At 42.5% G+C, this 15,991-nt stretch carries 19 protein-coding genes and 1 pseudogene; 14 read left to right on the forward strand and 6 right to left on the reverse strand.

Features of this window, described 5'->3' with window-relative positions:
- The first annotated feature begins 77 nt into the window (after positions 1 to 77).
- The 5 genes from ACJMKR_RS00320 (at position 78) to ACJMKR_RS00340 (ending at position 4,724) form a co-directional block, all read left to right on the forward strand.
- Positions 78 to 761, forward strand: coding sequence for an HAD family acid phosphatase (locus ACJMKR_RS00320; protein ID WP_423063284.1), 684 nt, complete (start codon positions 78 to 80; stop codon positions 759 to 761).
- Between the two features lie 27 nt (positions 762 to 788).
- On the forward strand, positions 789 to 2,831 hold the full coding sequence (gene prlC, locus ACJMKR_RS00325; RefSeq protein ID WP_423063285.1) for an oligopeptidase A: 2,043 nt from the start codon (positions 789 to 791) through the stop codon (positions 2,829 to 2,831).
- A gap of 6 nt (positions 2,832 to 2,837) precedes the next feature.
- Complete coding sequence (gene rpiA, locus ACJMKR_RS00330; protein ID WP_423063286.1) at positions 2,838 to 3,497, forward strand: ribose-5-phosphate isomerase RpiA; 660 nt, start codon at positions 2,838 to 2,840, stop codon at positions 3,495 to 3,497.
- Between the two features lie 285 nt (positions 3,498 to 3,782).
- Positions 3,783 to 3,980: a carbon storage regulator CsrA gene (csrA, locus tag ACJMKR_RS00335; RefSeq protein ID WP_423063287.1), complete on the forward strand. Its 198-nt coding sequence runs from the start codon at positions 3,783 to 3,785 to the stop codon at positions 3,978 to 3,980.
- Between the two features lie 231 nt (positions 3,981 to 4,211).
- The gene (locus tag ACJMKR_RS00340) at positions 4,212 to 4,724 is read left to right on the forward strand and encodes a hypothetical protein (protein WP_423063288.1); all 513 of its coding nucleotides are present in this window, start codon (positions 4,212 to 4,214) and stop codon (positions 4,722 to 4,724) included.
- A 31-nt stretch (positions 4,725 to 4,755) separates the two neighbouring features.
- Here ACJMKR_RS00340 and ACJMKR_RS00345 read toward each other — a convergent pair whose 3' ends face one another.
- Together ACJMKR_RS00345 and ACJMKR_RS00350 are read right to left on the reverse strand one after the other, a co-directional pair.
- A complete protein-coding gene (locus ACJMKR_RS00345; protein WP_423063289.1) occupies positions 4,756 to 5,022 on the reverse strand; it encodes a BrnA antitoxin family protein in 267 nt (88 codons plus the stop codon).
- Positions 5,023 to 5,028: 6 nt separating this feature from the next.
- Entirely contained in the window at positions 5,029 to 5,193 is a 165-nt protein-coding gene (locus ACJMKR_RS00350) for a BrnT family toxin (protein ID WP_423064255.1), read from the reverse strand.
- Positions 5,194 to 5,453: 260 nt separating this feature from the next.
- On the opposite strand from ACJMKR_RS00350, the gene hpf reads away from it, so the two are divergent.
- The gene (gene hpf, locus ACJMKR_RS00355; protein WP_423063290.1) at positions 5,454 to 5,987 is read left to right on the forward strand and encodes a ribosome hibernation-promoting factor, HPF/YfiA family; all 534 of its coding nucleotides are present in this window, start codon (positions 5,454 to 5,456) and stop codon (positions 5,985 to 5,987) included.
- Between the two features lie 5 nt (positions 5,988 to 5,992).
- Here the strand turns inward: hpf and ACJMKR_RS00360 are convergent, their stop codons facing one another.
- Positions 5,993 to 6,508, reverse strand: a complete 516-nt coding sequence (locus ACJMKR_RS00360) for a YbhB/YbcL family Raf kinase inhibitor-like protein (RefSeq protein ID WP_423063291.1) — start codon at positions 6,506 to 6,508, stop codon at positions 5,993 to 5,995.
- A gap of 163 nt (positions 6,509 to 6,671) precedes the next feature.
- Between ACJMKR_RS00360 and ACJMKR_RS00365 the strand changes: the two genes are divergently transcribed.
- Together ACJMKR_RS00365 and cdd are read left to right on the forward strand one after the other, a co-directional pair.
- Entirely contained in the window at positions 6,672 to 7,352 is a 681-nt protein-coding gene (locus ACJMKR_RS00365; protein ID WP_423063292.1) for a TIGR00153 family protein, read from the forward strand.
- Positions 7,353 to 7,359: 7 nt separating this feature from the next.
- On the forward strand, positions 7,360 to 7,758 hold the full coding sequence (cdd, locus tag ACJMKR_RS00370) for a cytidine deaminase (protein ID WP_423063293.1): 399 nt from the start codon (positions 7,360 to 7,362) through the stop codon (positions 7,756 to 7,758).
- Positions 7,759 to 7,832: 74 nt separating this feature from the next.
- Here cdd and ACJMKR_RS00375 read toward each other — a convergent pair.
- Positions 7,833 to 8,584, reverse strand: a pseudogene (locus ACJMKR_RS00375) (IS1 family transposase).
- A 327-nt stretch (positions 8,585 to 8,911) separates the two neighbouring features.
- On the opposite strand from ACJMKR_RS00375, the gene ACJMKR_RS00380 reads away from it, so the two are divergent.
- On the forward strand, positions 8,912 to 9,121 hold the full coding sequence (locus tag ACJMKR_RS00380; RefSeq protein WP_423062405.1) for a transposase: 210 nt from the start codon (positions 8,912 to 8,914) through the stop codon (positions 9,119 to 9,121).
- A gap of 89 nt (positions 9,122 to 9,210) precedes the next feature.
- A complete protein-coding gene (locus ACJMKR_RS00385; RefSeq protein ID WP_423063294.1) occupies positions 9,211 to 10,065 on the forward strand; it encodes an IS3 family transposase in 855 nt (284 codons plus the stop codon).
- Here ACJMKR_RS00385 and ACJMKR_RS00390 read toward each other — a convergent pair.
- Positions 10,029 to 10,403 carry a hypothetical protein gene (locus ACJMKR_RS00390; RefSeq protein ID WP_423063295.1) on the reverse strand — a complete coding sequence of 125 codons (375 nt, stop codon included), beginning with the start codon at positions 10,401 to 10,403 and terminating at the stop codon, positions 10,029 to 10,031. The two genes, ACJMKR_RS00385 and ACJMKR_RS00390, sit on opposite strands and share 37 nt — an antisense overlap.
- A 204-nt stretch (positions 10,404 to 10,607) precedes the next feature.
- A complete protein-coding gene (locus ACJMKR_RS00395) occupies positions 10,608 to 13,010 on the reverse strand; it encodes a penicillin-binding protein 1A (protein WP_423063296.1) in 2,403 nt (800 codons plus the stop codon).
- Between the two features lie 201 nt (positions 13,011 to 13,211).
- Here ACJMKR_RS00395 and pilM point away from each other — a divergent pair, with 201 nt between their 5' ends.
- From pilM to ACJMKR_RS00415, 4 genes are read left to right on the forward strand one after another with little or no spacing between them, the layout of a single operon-like run.
- Positions 13,212 to 14,105 carry a type IV pilus biogenesis protein PilM gene (pilM, locus tag ACJMKR_RS00400; protein WP_423063297.1) on the forward strand — a complete coding sequence of 298 codons (894 nt, stop codon included), beginning with the start codon at positions 13,212 to 13,214 and terminating at the stop codon, positions 14,103 to 14,105.
- A complete protein-coding gene (locus ACJMKR_RS00405) occupies positions 14,087 to 14,569 on the forward strand; it encodes a PilN domain-containing protein (RefSeq protein WP_423063298.1) in 483 nt (160 codons plus the stop codon). The genes pilM and ACJMKR_RS00405 overlap by 19 nt, the downstream gene beginning before the upstream one ends.
- Positions 14,566 to 15,024, forward strand: coding sequence for a type 4a pilus biogenesis protein PilO (gene pilO, locus ACJMKR_RS00410; protein ID WP_423063299.1), 459 nt, complete (start codon positions 14,566 to 14,568; stop codon positions 15,022 to 15,024). Before ACJMKR_RS00405 ends, pilO begins: the two co-directional genes overlap by 4 nt.
- A gap of 43 nt (positions 15,025 to 15,067) precedes the next feature.
- The gene (locus ACJMKR_RS00415) at positions 15,068 to 15,988 is read left to right on the forward strand and encodes a secretin N-terminal domain-containing protein (RefSeq protein WP_423063300.1); all 921 of its coding nucleotides are present in this window, start codon (positions 15,068 to 15,070) and stop codon (positions 15,986 to 15,988) included.
- The last annotated feature ends 3 nt before the right edge of the window (positions 15,989 to 15,991 follow it).

Consider the following 15,991-nt stretch of genomic DNA (forward strand, 5'->3'; position numbering starts at 1 on the left):
CAAAATCGTTGACAGTGTCATATTGTCATAGATAAATCTAAGCGAAATCAACCTTTAATGGTAGTACGGACAGCGCTATGGCGGCTAACAGGATTGTGGCAGTGGTGAAATTGCTGGTGCTGGTCAGCATGATTGGCATCTGTCCTTTGGCCATCGCAAAGAGTCCAGAGAACATCGCCCTCATAAAAAAACAGCTTATTCAATATCACGATTCGGGTGAGTATTATCAAGACTTTTCCACGGTGATAAAAGAAGCGATGTATTATTTGCAGTTTCGCATTAATCAAAATAAACGCTCAAAACACCCAGAAAAACTAGCCGTCGTTTTAGCCATTGATGAGACGGCGTTGTCGAATTATGCAGACATGGTGCACTTAGGGTTTGGTGGAACCTACCAAGATATTTCGGAATTAGAAGCCGAAGGGCACGATCCGGTTATCCCTTATACTCTAACACTTTATAATTACGCCAAAGCACATGGAGTCGCTGTATTTTTTGTGACAGGTCGCAAACGCTATCAACGTGCGGCAACGGTGCGAAATTTGGAAGTTGTTGGGTATGAGGGCTGGGCAGGGTTATTTATGGAGCCAAATAATTACAACGATAGGTCAGTAGTGCCATACAAAACGAAAGAACGTAAGAAAATCATGGCTATGGGTTACGATATCATCTTGAATATTGGTGGCCAACAGAGTGATCTTGCCGGTGGAAGCGCTGACATGACATTTAAATTACCAAATCCGTATTACCAGGTGGGCTGAAGGCACACAATCCGTTATAATGCACGAATGACTGTAACAGCCGAAACACAAATGCCATTACCTTTATTCAGCACGATCAATCCTGTAGAGATTGAGCCGAGGCTCGATCATATTTTGCAAGCCAATCGACAACACGTTCAGCAGATTCTGCAACAAGGTGATCACTTTACGTGGGAGAACTTGATGCAGCCTCTGGAAGATCTTGAGGATGAACTCAATGAATTTTGGGAGCCCATCGCGCACTTAAATGCCGTAGTGAATTCACCGGAGCTGCGAGATGCTTATAATGCGTCTTTACCCAAAATCACAGAATATTACACAGAGTTAAGTCACAACCAAGAACTCTACGAAGCAATTAGCTCCATCGGGCACGAGTTAGAATATCAACGATTAAATTCAGCGCAGCGCAAGGTGATCGATAATGAATTACGCGATTTTAAATTATCGGGTATAGCACTGCCAGCAGCCAAAAAACAGCGCTTTGCCGAACTTTGTAAACAACTGTCGCAGTTATGCTCAAAATTTGAAGAAAATGTATTAGACGCGACGCAAGGCTGGACAAAACACATTACCGATGAAAAAAAATTGGCAGGATTGCCAGAGCATGCCATTGCTGCAGCCAAACAAACAGCCGAACAACGGCAAAAAGAAGGATGGTTGTTTACATTAGAGATTCCCTCTTACTTTGCAGTAGTTACCTATGCAGAATCACGAGCGTTTCGAGAAGAAATGTATCGCGCTTATACCACTCGGGCATCGGATCAGGGGCCAACGGCGAAGCAGTGGGACAATACCGAAATCATGCAGGATATTTTAAAATATCGTCTTGAGTTAGCACGCTTGCTTGATTTCAATAATTTTGCAGAATATTCCTTAGCTACGAAAATGGTGAAGCAGCCACAACAGGCGCTCGATTTCTTATATCAATTAGTCGAAGCATCCTTACCTAAGGCGCGCGAGGAGTTCACAGAACTCAGTGAGTTTGCAGCAAAAGAATTGGGTATTGCAAACTTAGAAGCTCACGACGTTATATTTGCCTCGGAAAAATTGCGCCAACATCGCTATGCGATTTCCCAAGAAGAGTTGCGACCGTATTTTCCAGAGCCTCAGGTCTTGGAAGGTTTATTTGCCATCGTCAAGCGATTATTCAATGTGCGTATTGAAGAGCGTAAAGATGCTGATGTTTGGCATCCAGATGTGCGTTGCTTTGCGCTTTACGATGCAAAAAATGAATTACGCAGTTATTTTTACTTTGATTTATATGCGCGCGAAAATAAACGTGGCGGTGCTTGGATGGATGATGCGCGTCCGCGGCGCCGTTTGGGCAATGGTGAACTACAACTGCCGATTGCCTGTGTCACGTGTAATTTCAATCCGCCCGTGGGTAGTGACCCTGCTCTTTTCAGCCATATTGATGTGGTTACCTTGCTGCATGAATTTGGCCATGCCTTGCAGCACATGTTAACCAAAATCGATTATGCGGACGTGTCGGGTATCAGTGGTGTGCCGTGGGATGCGGTTGAGGTGGCTAGCCAGTTTTTAGAGAACTGGGCTTGGGAAAAAGAATCACTAGATTTATTAGCAAAACACTATAAAACAGGCGAGCCATTGCCGGATGAGCTTTATCAAAAAATGCGTAAGGCTCAGAATTTTCAGGCGGCGATTTTAATGATGCGCCAGCTTCAATTTGCCTTGTTTGATATGCGCCTACACCTTGAATTCGACTCTCGTCAGGAAAAGCAAATGCAATCCATTCTGGATGAGGTGCGTGCACAGCTTCAAGTGATTCCGGTGCCGGCGTACAATCGTTTTCAGCATTCTTTTTCACATATTTTTGCTGGGGGTTATGCAGCGGGCTACTATAGTTATAAGTGGGCCGAAGTCATGGCCAGTGATGCGTTTTCGTTGTTTGAAGAAAAAGGTATTTTTGATCAGCAAACGGCGCAATATTTTTTAACTTATATTTTAGAGCCCGGTGGCTCCGAAGAACCGGCAAAATTATTCAAAGCTTTTCGTGGTCGCGAGCCCAAAGTTGATGCGCTGTTAAAGCACTGTGGTATTAAGGATTGAGAAATTATGCCATCGCAAGATGACTTAAAAAAAGCGGCTGCCTTAGAAGCATTAAAGTTTATTAAAAATGTCGATATCGTTGGTGTTGGCACCGGCTCAACCGTGAATTTTTTTATTGAGGCTCTCGCGCAAATCAAAGGACAAATTGAGGCTTGTGTTGCGAGTTCAGAAGCTACAGAGAAAAAATTAAAATTGCACGGCTTTTCGGTGGAACCCTTAAACAGCGTTTCTAATTTAGGAATTTACGTTGATGGTGCAGATGAGTGCAATAAACACTTATATTTAACAAAAGGTGGTGGTGGTGCGTTGGCTCGCGAAAAAGTGATTGCTAGCGCGGCCAAACAGTTTATTTGTATTGTGGATGAATCGAAACGTGTGGATGTGTTGGGTCGTTTTCCATTACCCGTTGAGGTGATTCCGATGGCGCGCAGTTATGTAGCGCGTGAAATTGTAAAGTTAGGTGGGGATCCGGTTTATCGTGACGGCTTTGTCACAGACAATGGTAATGTCATACTTGATGTCCACAATTTAAATATTCTTGACCCTGTCCAGCTTGAAGCAACACTCAACAATATTCCAGGTGTGCTTTGCAATGGGTTGTTTGCGAAGCGACACGCCGATCGGATTGTGATTGCTTCTGAAGATGGTATTCAAATACTTTCTTAACTGTTTTAGGTGCTCCCCGAAAACACGAACCTCTTCTCGTATTGGCAAGCAATTGAAATCGATAAAGCGTTTTATGTGTTTAAAACAATTGCGAGAGCCGCCCTTAACTATATTTTAAGGTAATGTCAGAAAATTAATTTTGCGGATAAATTCAGCTTTTTATAGAAACAATGAAAAATCAAATAGTTTCTCGAAAAACGCAGAAGCATAGAATATTCTGCGGGGTTGCTATTCTTGTCCTGATCAGTATAATGGCTCGCTCCACGATAATTTAGGGAAGAGACGATGTTAGTATTAACTAGGTCTGTAGGTGAGCGCTTAATCATCGGTAACGGTGAGATCACCTTAACTATTTTAGACGTTCGCGGTAACCAAGTTAGATTGGGTATCGATGCGCCGAAGGACATCTCAGTCCATCGCGAAGAAATCTATCTGCGTATTCAAGCAGAAGCTGCTACTACTGTAGAAGGTGGTCAGGAGTGATTTCGTCTGCTTTGTATCTCCTTGTTATTTAAGGAAATATATCTCTATGGGGCAATTTCTTAACTTTTTCTTAACTTTTTCTTAAGGATATTTGACTCGAAATCGAGTATACTGCCTACCAGGTATAACGCCGTTATGGGCCTCTATCTGGGTTCAAGGCGTTGCTTGAATAAGGGAGTATTTGTCTCCTTTGCTTGAGGTTTCGTCTTTTAATATTCCTTGGGAGTCATTATGACAGAATCGATGTTGGATACACAATCAACTCAACAATCTAAAACCTATATCGAACTGAACAAACTAGAAAAAAAAGAACGAAAAATTTATGAGGCCTTAGCATCCCTCATTAATTTTTTAAACGGGAAAAAAAACGAATTAAAACTTTCTGCGAATTTTTCTAAATTTAAAAATGAAGTGATGAATGCTATTGCGCAATTAGAACTTAAGCAAAAGCATAAAAATGTCACGGTCGAACCTAAATTCAATGTAAAACATTATGAGCGCGCGATTATCTGCGCATCTGATCCCTCTTATCGCGATATGGCCATTCAAGCAGCTAGCAAAGACTTAAATCGTGAAGCATTAGAGGAATTGGTAAAGTCATTGCGGCGGGATTGTCGGCCAATTGCTAAGCAGATGAAAGTATTAGCTGCTGAGTTGCGACAAAAACAAGCCAAAACTAAAGCGCATGATTTATTAAAAGTAGTTGAGTTAAATGACGAAGAAGCAGTAGTAGTTTCTGTTTAAATGAAATGACTGTAAAAATTTACTCTAACTATTAAGTAGATTTTTTTCTTCGTTTGACCTGAAGTTCTTCGCGAAGAACGCGCCGTAAAATTTTTTCTAACGACTCACCTTGACTATCAATATACTCGCGTAGAGCATTATTCATTAAATTTTGATAGCTGCCCCCGCCCGCATCATGGACACGCTGCTTAAACCATCTGATAATATCAGGATCAAGCCTGATCGTGATGCGTTGTTTATTTGCAGTTGAAACAACGGCTCCACGCTTCCCATTTTTAAAGTTATAATGGCTTTTCATCTGTCTTCATAAAATCGCTTTATCTATTCGATTAGCTTTTCTTGTTGAAATGATTCGGATAGCATCACCGTTTAGTAAATAAGTGTAAACCACCACCAACAAATTGCCTTCAGCATCCAAACCTAGCGTTACAAATCTTTGCTCATAATGATCGCTGTCTTCTATAGTAATCGCGAATTCATCGTTTAGGGCGGTAACTGCGTCATTGAAGTCAACGCCTTAATTTTACTCCAGATACAGTATATTCTATCAGTATATGTACAATTGTCATACATGTCAATAGCCCGGTAAATTGAGTTTTTCTGATCAGTATTTATTTTGCTGAAAAGTGGCTGGAGTACAATACCGTGATTTTCATGACATTCCAGGGTGTTCTATAATTATATGTATAAGAGTATACTTCCCACACTATTGAGGCCCAGGAGAACATCATGCAAGTCCCATTACAGATAACCACTCGTGATATTGACCATTCTGATGCAGTTGAACAGCGTATTCGTCAAAAAGCGGAAAAGTTAAATCTCTATTCTGATCGAATTATTTCTTGCCATATTGTGGTGGAGCAGACAATGCGTCATAAGCACCAAGGTAAACTTCATAATATTCGAATTAACTTAACTGTGCCTGGGAAAGAATTATTCGTGAATCGTAACGAACAAGAAGATTTATATGTCGCTATTCGTGATGCATTCGATGATATGGCACGTAAATTAGAAGAAGAGACGCGGAAAATCAAAGGTGAAGTTAAAAGCCACCCAGAATTAATTCATGGTCGCGTTGTGCGCATATTTAAAGATGATGAATTCGGTTTTATCGAGGGCGACAATGGCGATGAATATTATTTCAATGCAGCTAATGTGGTGCACCCGCATTTTAATAAATTGGAAGTAGGAGCTGAAGTGCATTTCATTGAGGCGATGGGCGATGAAGGTCCTCGTGCACACCGTGTCAGTGCAAAAGAATGAATAGCTTAATTTGCGCTGCTGCGTCCCATCGTTTGTGTTGTATCAATGATGTGGCTGCGCATCGCTTCGCGTAACTCGGGGATTGTCGAAATGTTTGTCGTTGGCAACATGATATCTAGCGCGTACAGTTTGATAAAATAACGATGCTTGCCGCTGGGTGGGCAAGGCCCTTGGTATTTCTTATTGCCCCAGCTATTAGCAACGACGATGGCATTTGTGGGCAGTTGAGCTTTTTTCTTGAAGCCGTTCACACTAGGCGGAATATTATATACCGCCCAATGATACCAGGCGATGCGCGGCACATCTGGATCAACAATAATCAATGCGAGTGATTTCGTGCCTTTCGGTAATCCCGACCAGTTCAAAGGCATGGAGATATCTTTGCCGCGACAGGTATAAACAGTCGGAATGGTTGCACCATTGACAAAAGCAGGACTGGAGATGGTAAATACAGGGGCAGTCGTAGGTTCGGTGACTGGCCTACTCATTAAATAAGCTACAATCATGAGTGTTTTGAGCATCGTCCTGATCCTCGTTGATTATCCTTTTAATCATTTTACGCTTAGCATCTGAGCGACGCAATTGAATTCATTATTATTTTGGCTCGCTCTTTAATAGAGTTGTGAGCTATCATTGCATTGCTTATACTTTACTAAGGACTAAGGCTCGAAAAAGGTAACTGCTATGCTTCGACAAACAGCTATTTTAGATATGTTCGGTCGATCCCCGATTCGACCACTGCAACAACACATGGAAAAAGCCCATGCCTGTGTTGAGCTATTAATTCCTTTTTCTCAAGCGGTGTTAAAGGAAGACTGGGAAGAGGCTGCGCGATTGCAGCAAGAAATTAGCGAACTAGAACATGCTGCCGATGACTTGAAAAAAGATTTGCGACTGCATTTGCCAAAGGGATTATTTTTACCGGTGCCACGTGGCGATTTATTGGAGCTTTTAAAGAAACAAGAGCTCTTAGCCAACACTGCAAAAGACATCGCGGGAATCATGTTGGGTCGTCGTATGCAAATCCCGCCGAGCTTGACTGAGTTATTTAGCGCTTTTCTAAAGCGTTCTGTCGATGCCTCTGCACAAGCCAAAAAAGCAATTAGTGAGTTAGATGAATTGCTCGAATCTGGTTTTCGTGGAAAAGAGGTGACGGTGGTTGATCACATGATTAAAGAATTGAATCGGATTGAATACGACACCGATCAAATACAAATTCAAATCCGCCAAGCACTTTTTGACATTGAAAAATCGTTGGCGGCGGTTGATGTGATGTTTCTCTATAAAATTTTTGAATGGATTGGATTTGTGGCCGATTGCGCGCAACAAACAGGCAGTCGCTTACAAATGTTATTAGCGAACTAGGACTAAGATGGACATACACGAAAAAATGGTTGCTAAAGCAACGAAAGCTTACAAAAATGCTTATGCGCCCTACTCTAATTTTGCTGTCGGTGTTTGCATCCGCACGGATGATGATCAACTATTTACTGGAGCGAATGTCGAAAACGCTGCGTATCCCTCGACGCTTTGTGCTGAAATGTCTGCGATTGGTGCGATGGTAACGAGTGGTGCACGTAAAATTAAAGAAGTCGTGATTGTAGTACCGGATAAAAAATTGTGTCCGCCCTGCGGTGCTTGTCGGCAGCGCTTGTATGAATTTAGCGCGTCGGATACACTCATTCATCTTTACAATACGCAGGGCGATCACGATACGCTAACGCTAGACAAACTATTACCCGTGCCTTTTGGCCCCCATAACTTGGAATAAAAATGACGAAAGCCGCTATCGATTCTGCAAAAATGATTCAAAAACGGGTGGTGCCTCATTTTTGTTGATGGCATCTAAATAACCCTCCCAAACTCGTGCCTATTGATAAATAATCCGATGACAATGTCGTGCAATTTATCCAGTTTAGAAAAGCAAATCGTCTTTCTCGCTAATCGCTTTATTCGTGTGCGCAACGTGAGATGCTTTCGTTCAATCGCTTGGGTATTTTGCTTTCCCACCAAATGTTTTGATTGAGGCAGGTGTCTTTCATAAGCACCCCAATCATCTGTATAGTAAAAGTTGATATCAAATGAGCTCAGTTTTTCTTTCAGTGCTTTAAATGCTGAATCTTTTCTTGGACCAAAATGATAAGCTAACACCTCATGTGTATGGTGATCAATCGCATGCCAAAGCCAACGTTGATTCTGTTTATTTCGAACAAAACTCCACATTTCATCCAGCTCCGCTTCTTCAACTTGTACAACATTAACAGTAACAGACGCACCAAGTGATTCTTTTTCCTTTAAAAGTCGTGTATTGACGCTCTCCAAACCTTCACCCTTTTTTTTAATTCACCAATAACAGTGTTAATGCTAATACGTAAAATGCGTGCAGTATCTCTGACGCCACTACCATTCATTGCCATATCAACTATTTTATCTTTAACACCAGGGGCACGAGCATTATGTGTGTAATCTAGAAGAAATGTATTTTTCTCACAAGCATTATTTTTACATTGAAACCTTTGCTTTCCTGTACTGCTGACGCCAAATTTTACAACCTCATGTAAACAGCAGCAGGAGCAAGCAACATTGATTCTTGCCATTCATGCAATCCTTATCCTAATGATTTTCTGAAATAGCAAAATATATCACATCAACAAAAATGAGGCACTACCCTTTATTTTTATCCCCTAATGTGAAGTTATTTTTTTCTAACAATAACTTACTGCTAGAGATCGTAAACTGTGCGTCTAAAAGGGTCATTCCATGAAATGTGTCATCATCATTTCGCAAGCCTTTTAAATGTTGTTCAATCGCACTTAATGCTCTGCCCCATAAAGATAACTTGAGGGTTGGACTCTCTTTAATCTTCCCCTAAATTACCGGACACTAATTTGTTAAAATCTATGAAGTAACAAAGAGGTGATCTCATGACAAAGAAGACTCGAAAATACACACCGGAATTTAAAGAAGAAGCAATCCATCTAGCACTCAGTTCTCCTTCCGTGTTAAGCGCTGCAAAAGACTTAGGCATGCCCGAAGCGACCCTCCACACCTGGGTGGATAAAGCCAGGAAGAGTGGTGAAGTGATTCATCCCAGCGCAAAGCAACCGGTCAACATAGGGGAACTCATTGAATAAAATCAACAGCTTAAGAAGCGACTGGCACGACTGGAACAGGAGAAAGCCATTCTAAAAAAGGCGGCCACGTACTTCGCGAAAGAACTCGAGTGAAGTACAGCTTTATTCAAAAGCACGCCCAACTATTTGGAATTAACTTGCTATGTGATGTACTGGGTGTCAGTCGTAGTGGTTATTATGACTGGCTATCGCGACCTATGAGCCCACGTGAGCAAGCAAACCAACAATTAGATGAAAAAATTAAGGTAATTTATATGAGAAACAAACAACGTTACGGTTCACCACGTATAACTCGTGCATTGCAAGCGGAATCGATTTCCTGCAGTCACACGCGTATTGAGCGGCGTATGCGCTCCATGGGCTTAAAAGCACTTGCCAAGCGTAGATTTAAAATAACCACAGACTCGGGTCACAACAAGGCTATTTTTGAGAATATTTTAAAGAGAGATTTCACGAGAACGGCGATCAATCAAAAATGGGTGAGTGATCTGACGTACATTCCAACCCGTGAAGGTTGGTTGTATTTAGCGGTGGTTATCGATGTGCATTCACGTTCGGTTATTGGCTCGTCAATGAATAAAAGCATGAAACAAGATTTAGTGTGTGATGCGTTATTGATGGCGTTATTCAAACGAAAATATCCAAAGCAAGTGATTATACACTCTGATCGGGGCAGTCAATATTGTTCGAAAAAATATAGGGAAATCATCAAGCAAAACAAGCTGATTGGTTCAATGAGCAGAAAGGCTAATTGTTGGGATAATGCCATTGCAGAAAGTTTTTTCCATACCCTAAAAACGGAACTTGTGCATGTGAATGATTACACAACACGCGCTGAAGCAAGGCAAAGTCTTTTTCAGTATATTGAAGGCTATTACAATCACAGAAGAATGCATTCAGCTATTGACTACAAGACCCCTGTTGCGCTTGAATGTGCTGCGTAAAATCGAAAAAAAATGTGTCCGGTAAAGTGAGGGAAGATCACTTTTATTATGTCAACAAAATAATCTCTAAAAAAACCTTGGGTAAATTTTATAATCGCGGCTTGGGGGTCTTGAAGCACCTTTTCTTTTTTTGGCATATGACGGATAAGATCTGTGCGTGTTAACATGTCCATCACGTATTTTTGCGTTGGCTTATGTGCCTCAGGGCACTTATCACCAAGCGAATAGTAAGCAAAAATTGGCATTAAAGAGGCGTGTAATAAACAACTATTTTGGTCTGCAGACGTTTTTATTGAAATCGTTTCTTGTGGTATCGCCTGCGGCGCTTGACGTGACATCAGATTATCTCCTAAACAAGGAAAAAACAGGTATTATCACTCATATTTTATCAACGCTAACTTAACGCAATCTTAAACCGCTTTAAAAAATTTTTGTTCGAAGGGGGCGTCTAGACTGGCCATCAGAGTCTGTTCAAAATCGTCTCGCTTGAGCCCGAAGGTGTTGATTTTTGAGCAACTGAGCGCTAAAAATCGATAGGGCATCTAAAACAGATGCTCATCGGCTGCCTCACCATTGCCAGAGTTGTCATCACCACCACTCGGAACACCTGCGGTGGTGGCCGATGTAGGCGCCACAACGGTGGGCGCGTATTTTTGACGAAAGATCTCAAACTTGGCATCGGTCGAACTCGGGTTGGCAAGGAGCCCGGTGTGCGGGTCGATCCGCACCGTCACCATGCCTGGTGGCTGAGGCATGGTCGCCTCTGGGGTGCCTTGCAAGGCATCGCGCATGAATTGAATCCAAATGGGCAGCGCTGCTTGGGCGCCATACTCTTTTAACGGTTTTAAATTATCAAAACCGACCCAAACGGTCACCTCAATATTACTGTTAAATCCTGAAAACCACGCATCGACTTGCTTGTTCGTGGTGCCTGTTTTGCCGGCAAGATCGGATCGGTGCAATACGCGCGCCGCATGACCCGTACCCGATTGAATCACACCACGCAATGCCTGCGTAATTAAATACGCATTTTGTGGCGTAATCACGCGTAGCGCTGGCGGCTGCGGAATTCTATCGGGAGATGTGCCAGCATTTGCAATGCACGACGGACACGCTTTGATAGGATCGGCTTGGAATAACACTTGATTACTTTCATCATTGATGCGCTGAACAAAATACGGATTCACCCGATAACCCCCATTTGCAAATACCGCATATCCATTTGCAATTTGCATCGGCGTGACCGTTCCACTACCCAATGCGAGTGATAACGTATTGGGCAGTGTATTCGGATCAAAACCAAAGCGTTTAATATAATTTAACGCGTAGGGAATACCGATCCCCTGCAACAAACGGATCGACGTTAAATTTCGCGATTTAATTAATCCGATACGAAGCGGCGTTGGGCCATAAAATTTCAGGGTGTCATTCATCGGACGCCACAATTGATTTTCACCGGTGTCTTTCATGACAACGGGAGCATCATTAATCATCGTCGCGAGCGTGTAACCTTTTGCTAAAGCTGCCGAATAAATAAAAGGTTTAAAATTAGAGCCGGGTTGGCGCTCGGCTTGAATCGCGCGATTAAAATTGCTGGTGTTATAATCGAAACCACCGGATAGCGCGAGCAATGCGCCATCTTGCGGATTTAATACAACGATAGCACCCTGCACCTGCGGAATTTGCGTTAAATTCCACTGGCCATTTTTATCTTGCATGACACGAATAACATCGCCAACTTTAACGATATCGTTTGCATCTTGGGGAGGCGCACCAACATAACCATTTTCTAATTCCAATCGCGCCCATGATAATCCTGCCCAGGAAATTGTGATCACATGACCATTGGCCATTAATGCTTCTATCGATCGACCATCGACAGAAATAACGGCTGCTGGGTATAAATCATCGATAACATCTTTCTTTTTTAACGTTTGCATCCAGATTTCTCTGTCGTAGATGCCTAAATTTTCTGTCGGTTTGCGATAGCCGTGACGCTTGTCATACGCTAATAAACCATCGTGCAATGACGTGTTAGCATAGTGTTGCAATTTAGACGATATCGTCGTGTAAACACTCAAGCCTTTGTCGTAAGCGCTTGCGCCATATTCATCGATCATCGCCTCACGCACCATTTCCGCAACATAAGGCGCTCTCACTTGAATTTTTTCTGCGTGATATTTAGCCGTAATCGGAGCTTGAATCGCTAATTCGTATTGCTCTTTCGTTATGAGCTTAACCTCATACATACGCTCCAAAACGTGGTTGCGCCGCTTAAGAGCGCCTTCGGGATTATCAATGGGATTATTGCGCGACGGTGCTTGTGGCAAGCCTGCAATCATGGCCATTTCAGGCAGAGTGAGTTGATCTAATGTTTTTCCGTAATAAACTTTTGCTGCCGCTGCAACACCGTATGCACGATTGCCTAAATAAATTTTATTTAAATAAAGCTCCAGCACTTTTTGCTTGCTGAATTCTTTATCGATCTTTAGTGCTAATAATATTTCATTAATTTTTCGGCTATAGGTTTTTTTGCTGCTTAAAAAGAAATTACGCGCGACTTGCATGGTGATCGTGCTCGCACCTTGTGATTTTTTGCCGCTGGTTATGACCGCCTTCGCCGCACGCACGATGCCGATTAAATCCACGCCAGGGTGTTCATAATAGCGAGCATCTTCGGTGGCCAATATGGCCTGGATGAGTGGTTTTGGCACCTGATCAATCGTGACGGGAATGCGACGCTTCGCCCCATATTGTGCGATGAGTTTTCCGTCCGCCGTATAGATTCGCAAGGGGACTTGCATGTGGACGTCTTTGAGGGTGTCGACATCGGGGAGCTGCAGCTCCATATAGGTGTAGACGGCCGCCGTAATGAAGACAACGGTGAGCAATAGACTGAATAACGCCCATAAGGCGTGCCCGGCGAGTCGTCGTATTCTACTCATTGGCCCTTATAAATCATGCAATTAGAGGACACTTTGTTTACCATAAAAGTACTTAATCCTATTACATGTGACCCTAAATTGCTAGGGACTAGGGGCGAGCGCACAAATGAATTTCAATTGCTTACTTATCGTGATTGGGGTGACTGTAGATATCCTCAATCCCGGTATTGTGCGAAACAGCCGATGCAATAAACTAATCTCATGGCTTTTCAACGATCTCATTCAACCGTCGGCATCGAATGCTCTGATCAGCAAATTAGGGCTGTGCGCATTACCGCGACAAAAAAATGTATTCGGATAAATGCAACCGCTCTCGTCGATATCGTCGAAAATTCTGAGCAAGACCGATTAAACGCATTGATGAAAGCACATGAGCTTGTGCACTACAAACGTGAGCCGACCCTTTATGCGTTGAACCATGATGATGTTATCACAAAGTCTTTGGTGATCGATGCAACATTAAATGACGAAGAAATCAGAACGCATTTGCATGCACAATCTTCTCATTTTTTTGGGCATCCTGAAAATGAGGTTTTTATCGATTATGCGTTAATTCATTCATCGAAAGAGTCTCAACAGATTCAGGCGGTCGCCGCAAGAAAAACGCACGTCAATCAGCTCAGGAAATTATTGGCTTCGTGTCATTTTAGATTAAAGGCCATCGACGTGAATACTTTCTCTATGGCTAGGATTATTTCTCTGCTGACGGGACGTCATGATGACAAAAAATGTATCGGGATATTCTCTTTTCAACAGAACCAACTTTTATTTTGCGCTGTCAAAAATAAAAGAATGCTTTATTCCGTCTCGGTAGATTATCCTCGTTTACATACAACGCAGCTCGCGTTAACCATTTCTCCTGCCGTCAACCGTGCTTTGCAGTTTTACAATACTGTTAATTCTAATCAACCACTCGAGGAAATTACTCTCATGGGCAAGCCCAGCCATACACAAACTGCGGATCATTATTTGAAAAATGAATCAGCATTTGAAAGCACTGTCGCTGCAATCGATCCTAATAAAGTTCAATGTTCATCGTTTGACGAACGATTATTTGTCAGTTTAGGAGCTGCCTTATGGAACACCCCGTTATGAACATTAATCTATTGCTCTGGCGCGAAGCACACAATAAACGCCAAACATTATTCTTTTACAGTTTTAGTGTGCTCAGCATTTTAATCGTTTTGCTAGGGATTTTTTATTGCCGGATTTGGATTCTGTCGCAATCCAAACAGCTTCCTATCAGACCAACATTTCACAACGATCATAATCATGCGTTGGCTGTTTTATTGCGTAAAAGACTGCAAAATCAAAGCGTCATTTTAGAAACGCTGGTTACTATCGGGCGACAAATTCCAGCACATTGTCAGCTCACCAAGCTCACTCAAGACGACAACGCGATTGACATCGAAGGCGATGCATATAATTCAGAAATCATGAACTTACTCATCCACCGTTTAAAGGCTCTGCACACAGTCAGTTCTGTGACGCTAAAAAACATCACCGAACAGGCGGGCATTCATTTTCTGATTCAAATAACGATACGGGCACTCGCATGATTTTAAAACGCAGAGTTAAAATTCTTGCCTTTTTCATAGCACTTTTGGCATCGGGCGGTTATTACTTTTTAATACGCACTCCGTTACATCATTTAGAGCTCACTAAAAATGTGACTCAAAGAAAAAGCGTCGTCACTATAAATAAACAGTCCGATAAAAAAATGATGCGTCGTTTAAATGTTGATAGACCAACGTTCTTATCAAATTTACTCGCTCAGGCAAAACACAATTCGATTCTGTTGCAGAATATCACGCCTTCGACACCAAAACAGCATCACCATTATAAAATAGAAACATTTACTTTATCTGCAACGGGTAATTATTTCGAGTTGATCTTTTTTTTAAAATTTATTTCAAATCTTCCTTACATTATTTCATTCAGGCAAATTGAATTAGCGAAGTCCTCTCCGCAGCAAATCATTTTGCATATGATAATCGAGGTGGATCATTATTAAATTATGCTTATTTATTATTTTGATTTTTATCGCACTGCCATGCTTGGCAGATCGCGATCCGTTTGAGCTACAGCAAATACACACAGCGCAAACATCGCTGATGCTTCCCATTCATTATGCCAAGGCGAGCGATCTTGCGAAGTTTTTAACTCAACACCATGGTATTGTGTCATCGCAAGGGCGCATCGAAGCCGATGTGCGGACCAATCAACTATGGATCATGGATGATGCCGCCCACGTTAAAGCCATTCGCGCTATCGTGCATAAACTCGATGTGCCCGTGGCTCAGGTTTTAATCAAGGCGCGGATTGTCAGCATCGATGATAATTTTGTTCGTTCGCTCGGCGTTATTTTCGGGACATCGCTCAATCAAAACGAAGATGACGGAGATTTTAGTATGGATATGCCAACCGTTTCCGACGGCACCGGTGTTATCGATCTCCCCATCGCGAAGCTCGGCAATGGTCATCTGCTCGACATGGAGCTGAGCGCACTCGAGCAAGAGGGCCATGCAGAGGTGATCTCAAGCCCCGAGCTGATGGCGAGCAATCGCCAAACCGCGGTGATTGAATCGGGTGATGAGGTGCCTTATCAAGAAAAAACGGGCCAGGGCAATACCAGCGTTACTTTTAAGAAAGCAACTTTACGCCTGAAAGTCACCCCCATTATTATGCCCGAAAAACGGATTCTTTTACATTTGACCGTCAATCAAGATAAAATTAGCAGTCTTTTAGTCAACGGAGTCCCCGGCATTCACACCCAGCAGCTCACAACACAAGTGCTGGTGAATAATAAAGACACCGTCGTGCTGGGCGGTATTTACGAACAGGTCACGAGCCACCAAGAAGAAGGTGTGCCGGGGCTGCGCAAAATACCGATTATCGGTGCGCTCTTTCGGCAACGACGACGCGTAAATGAACGCAAACAGTTATTGATTTTTGTCACACCACAAGTAATGTATTAATTG

Origin of the sequence: Candidiatus Paracoxiella cheracis, from assembly GCF_049348705.1 — a bacterium.
Classification (GTDB): domain Bacteria; phylum Pseudomonadota; class Gammaproteobacteria; order Coxiellales; family Coxiellaceae; genus Paracoxiella; species Paracoxiella cheracis.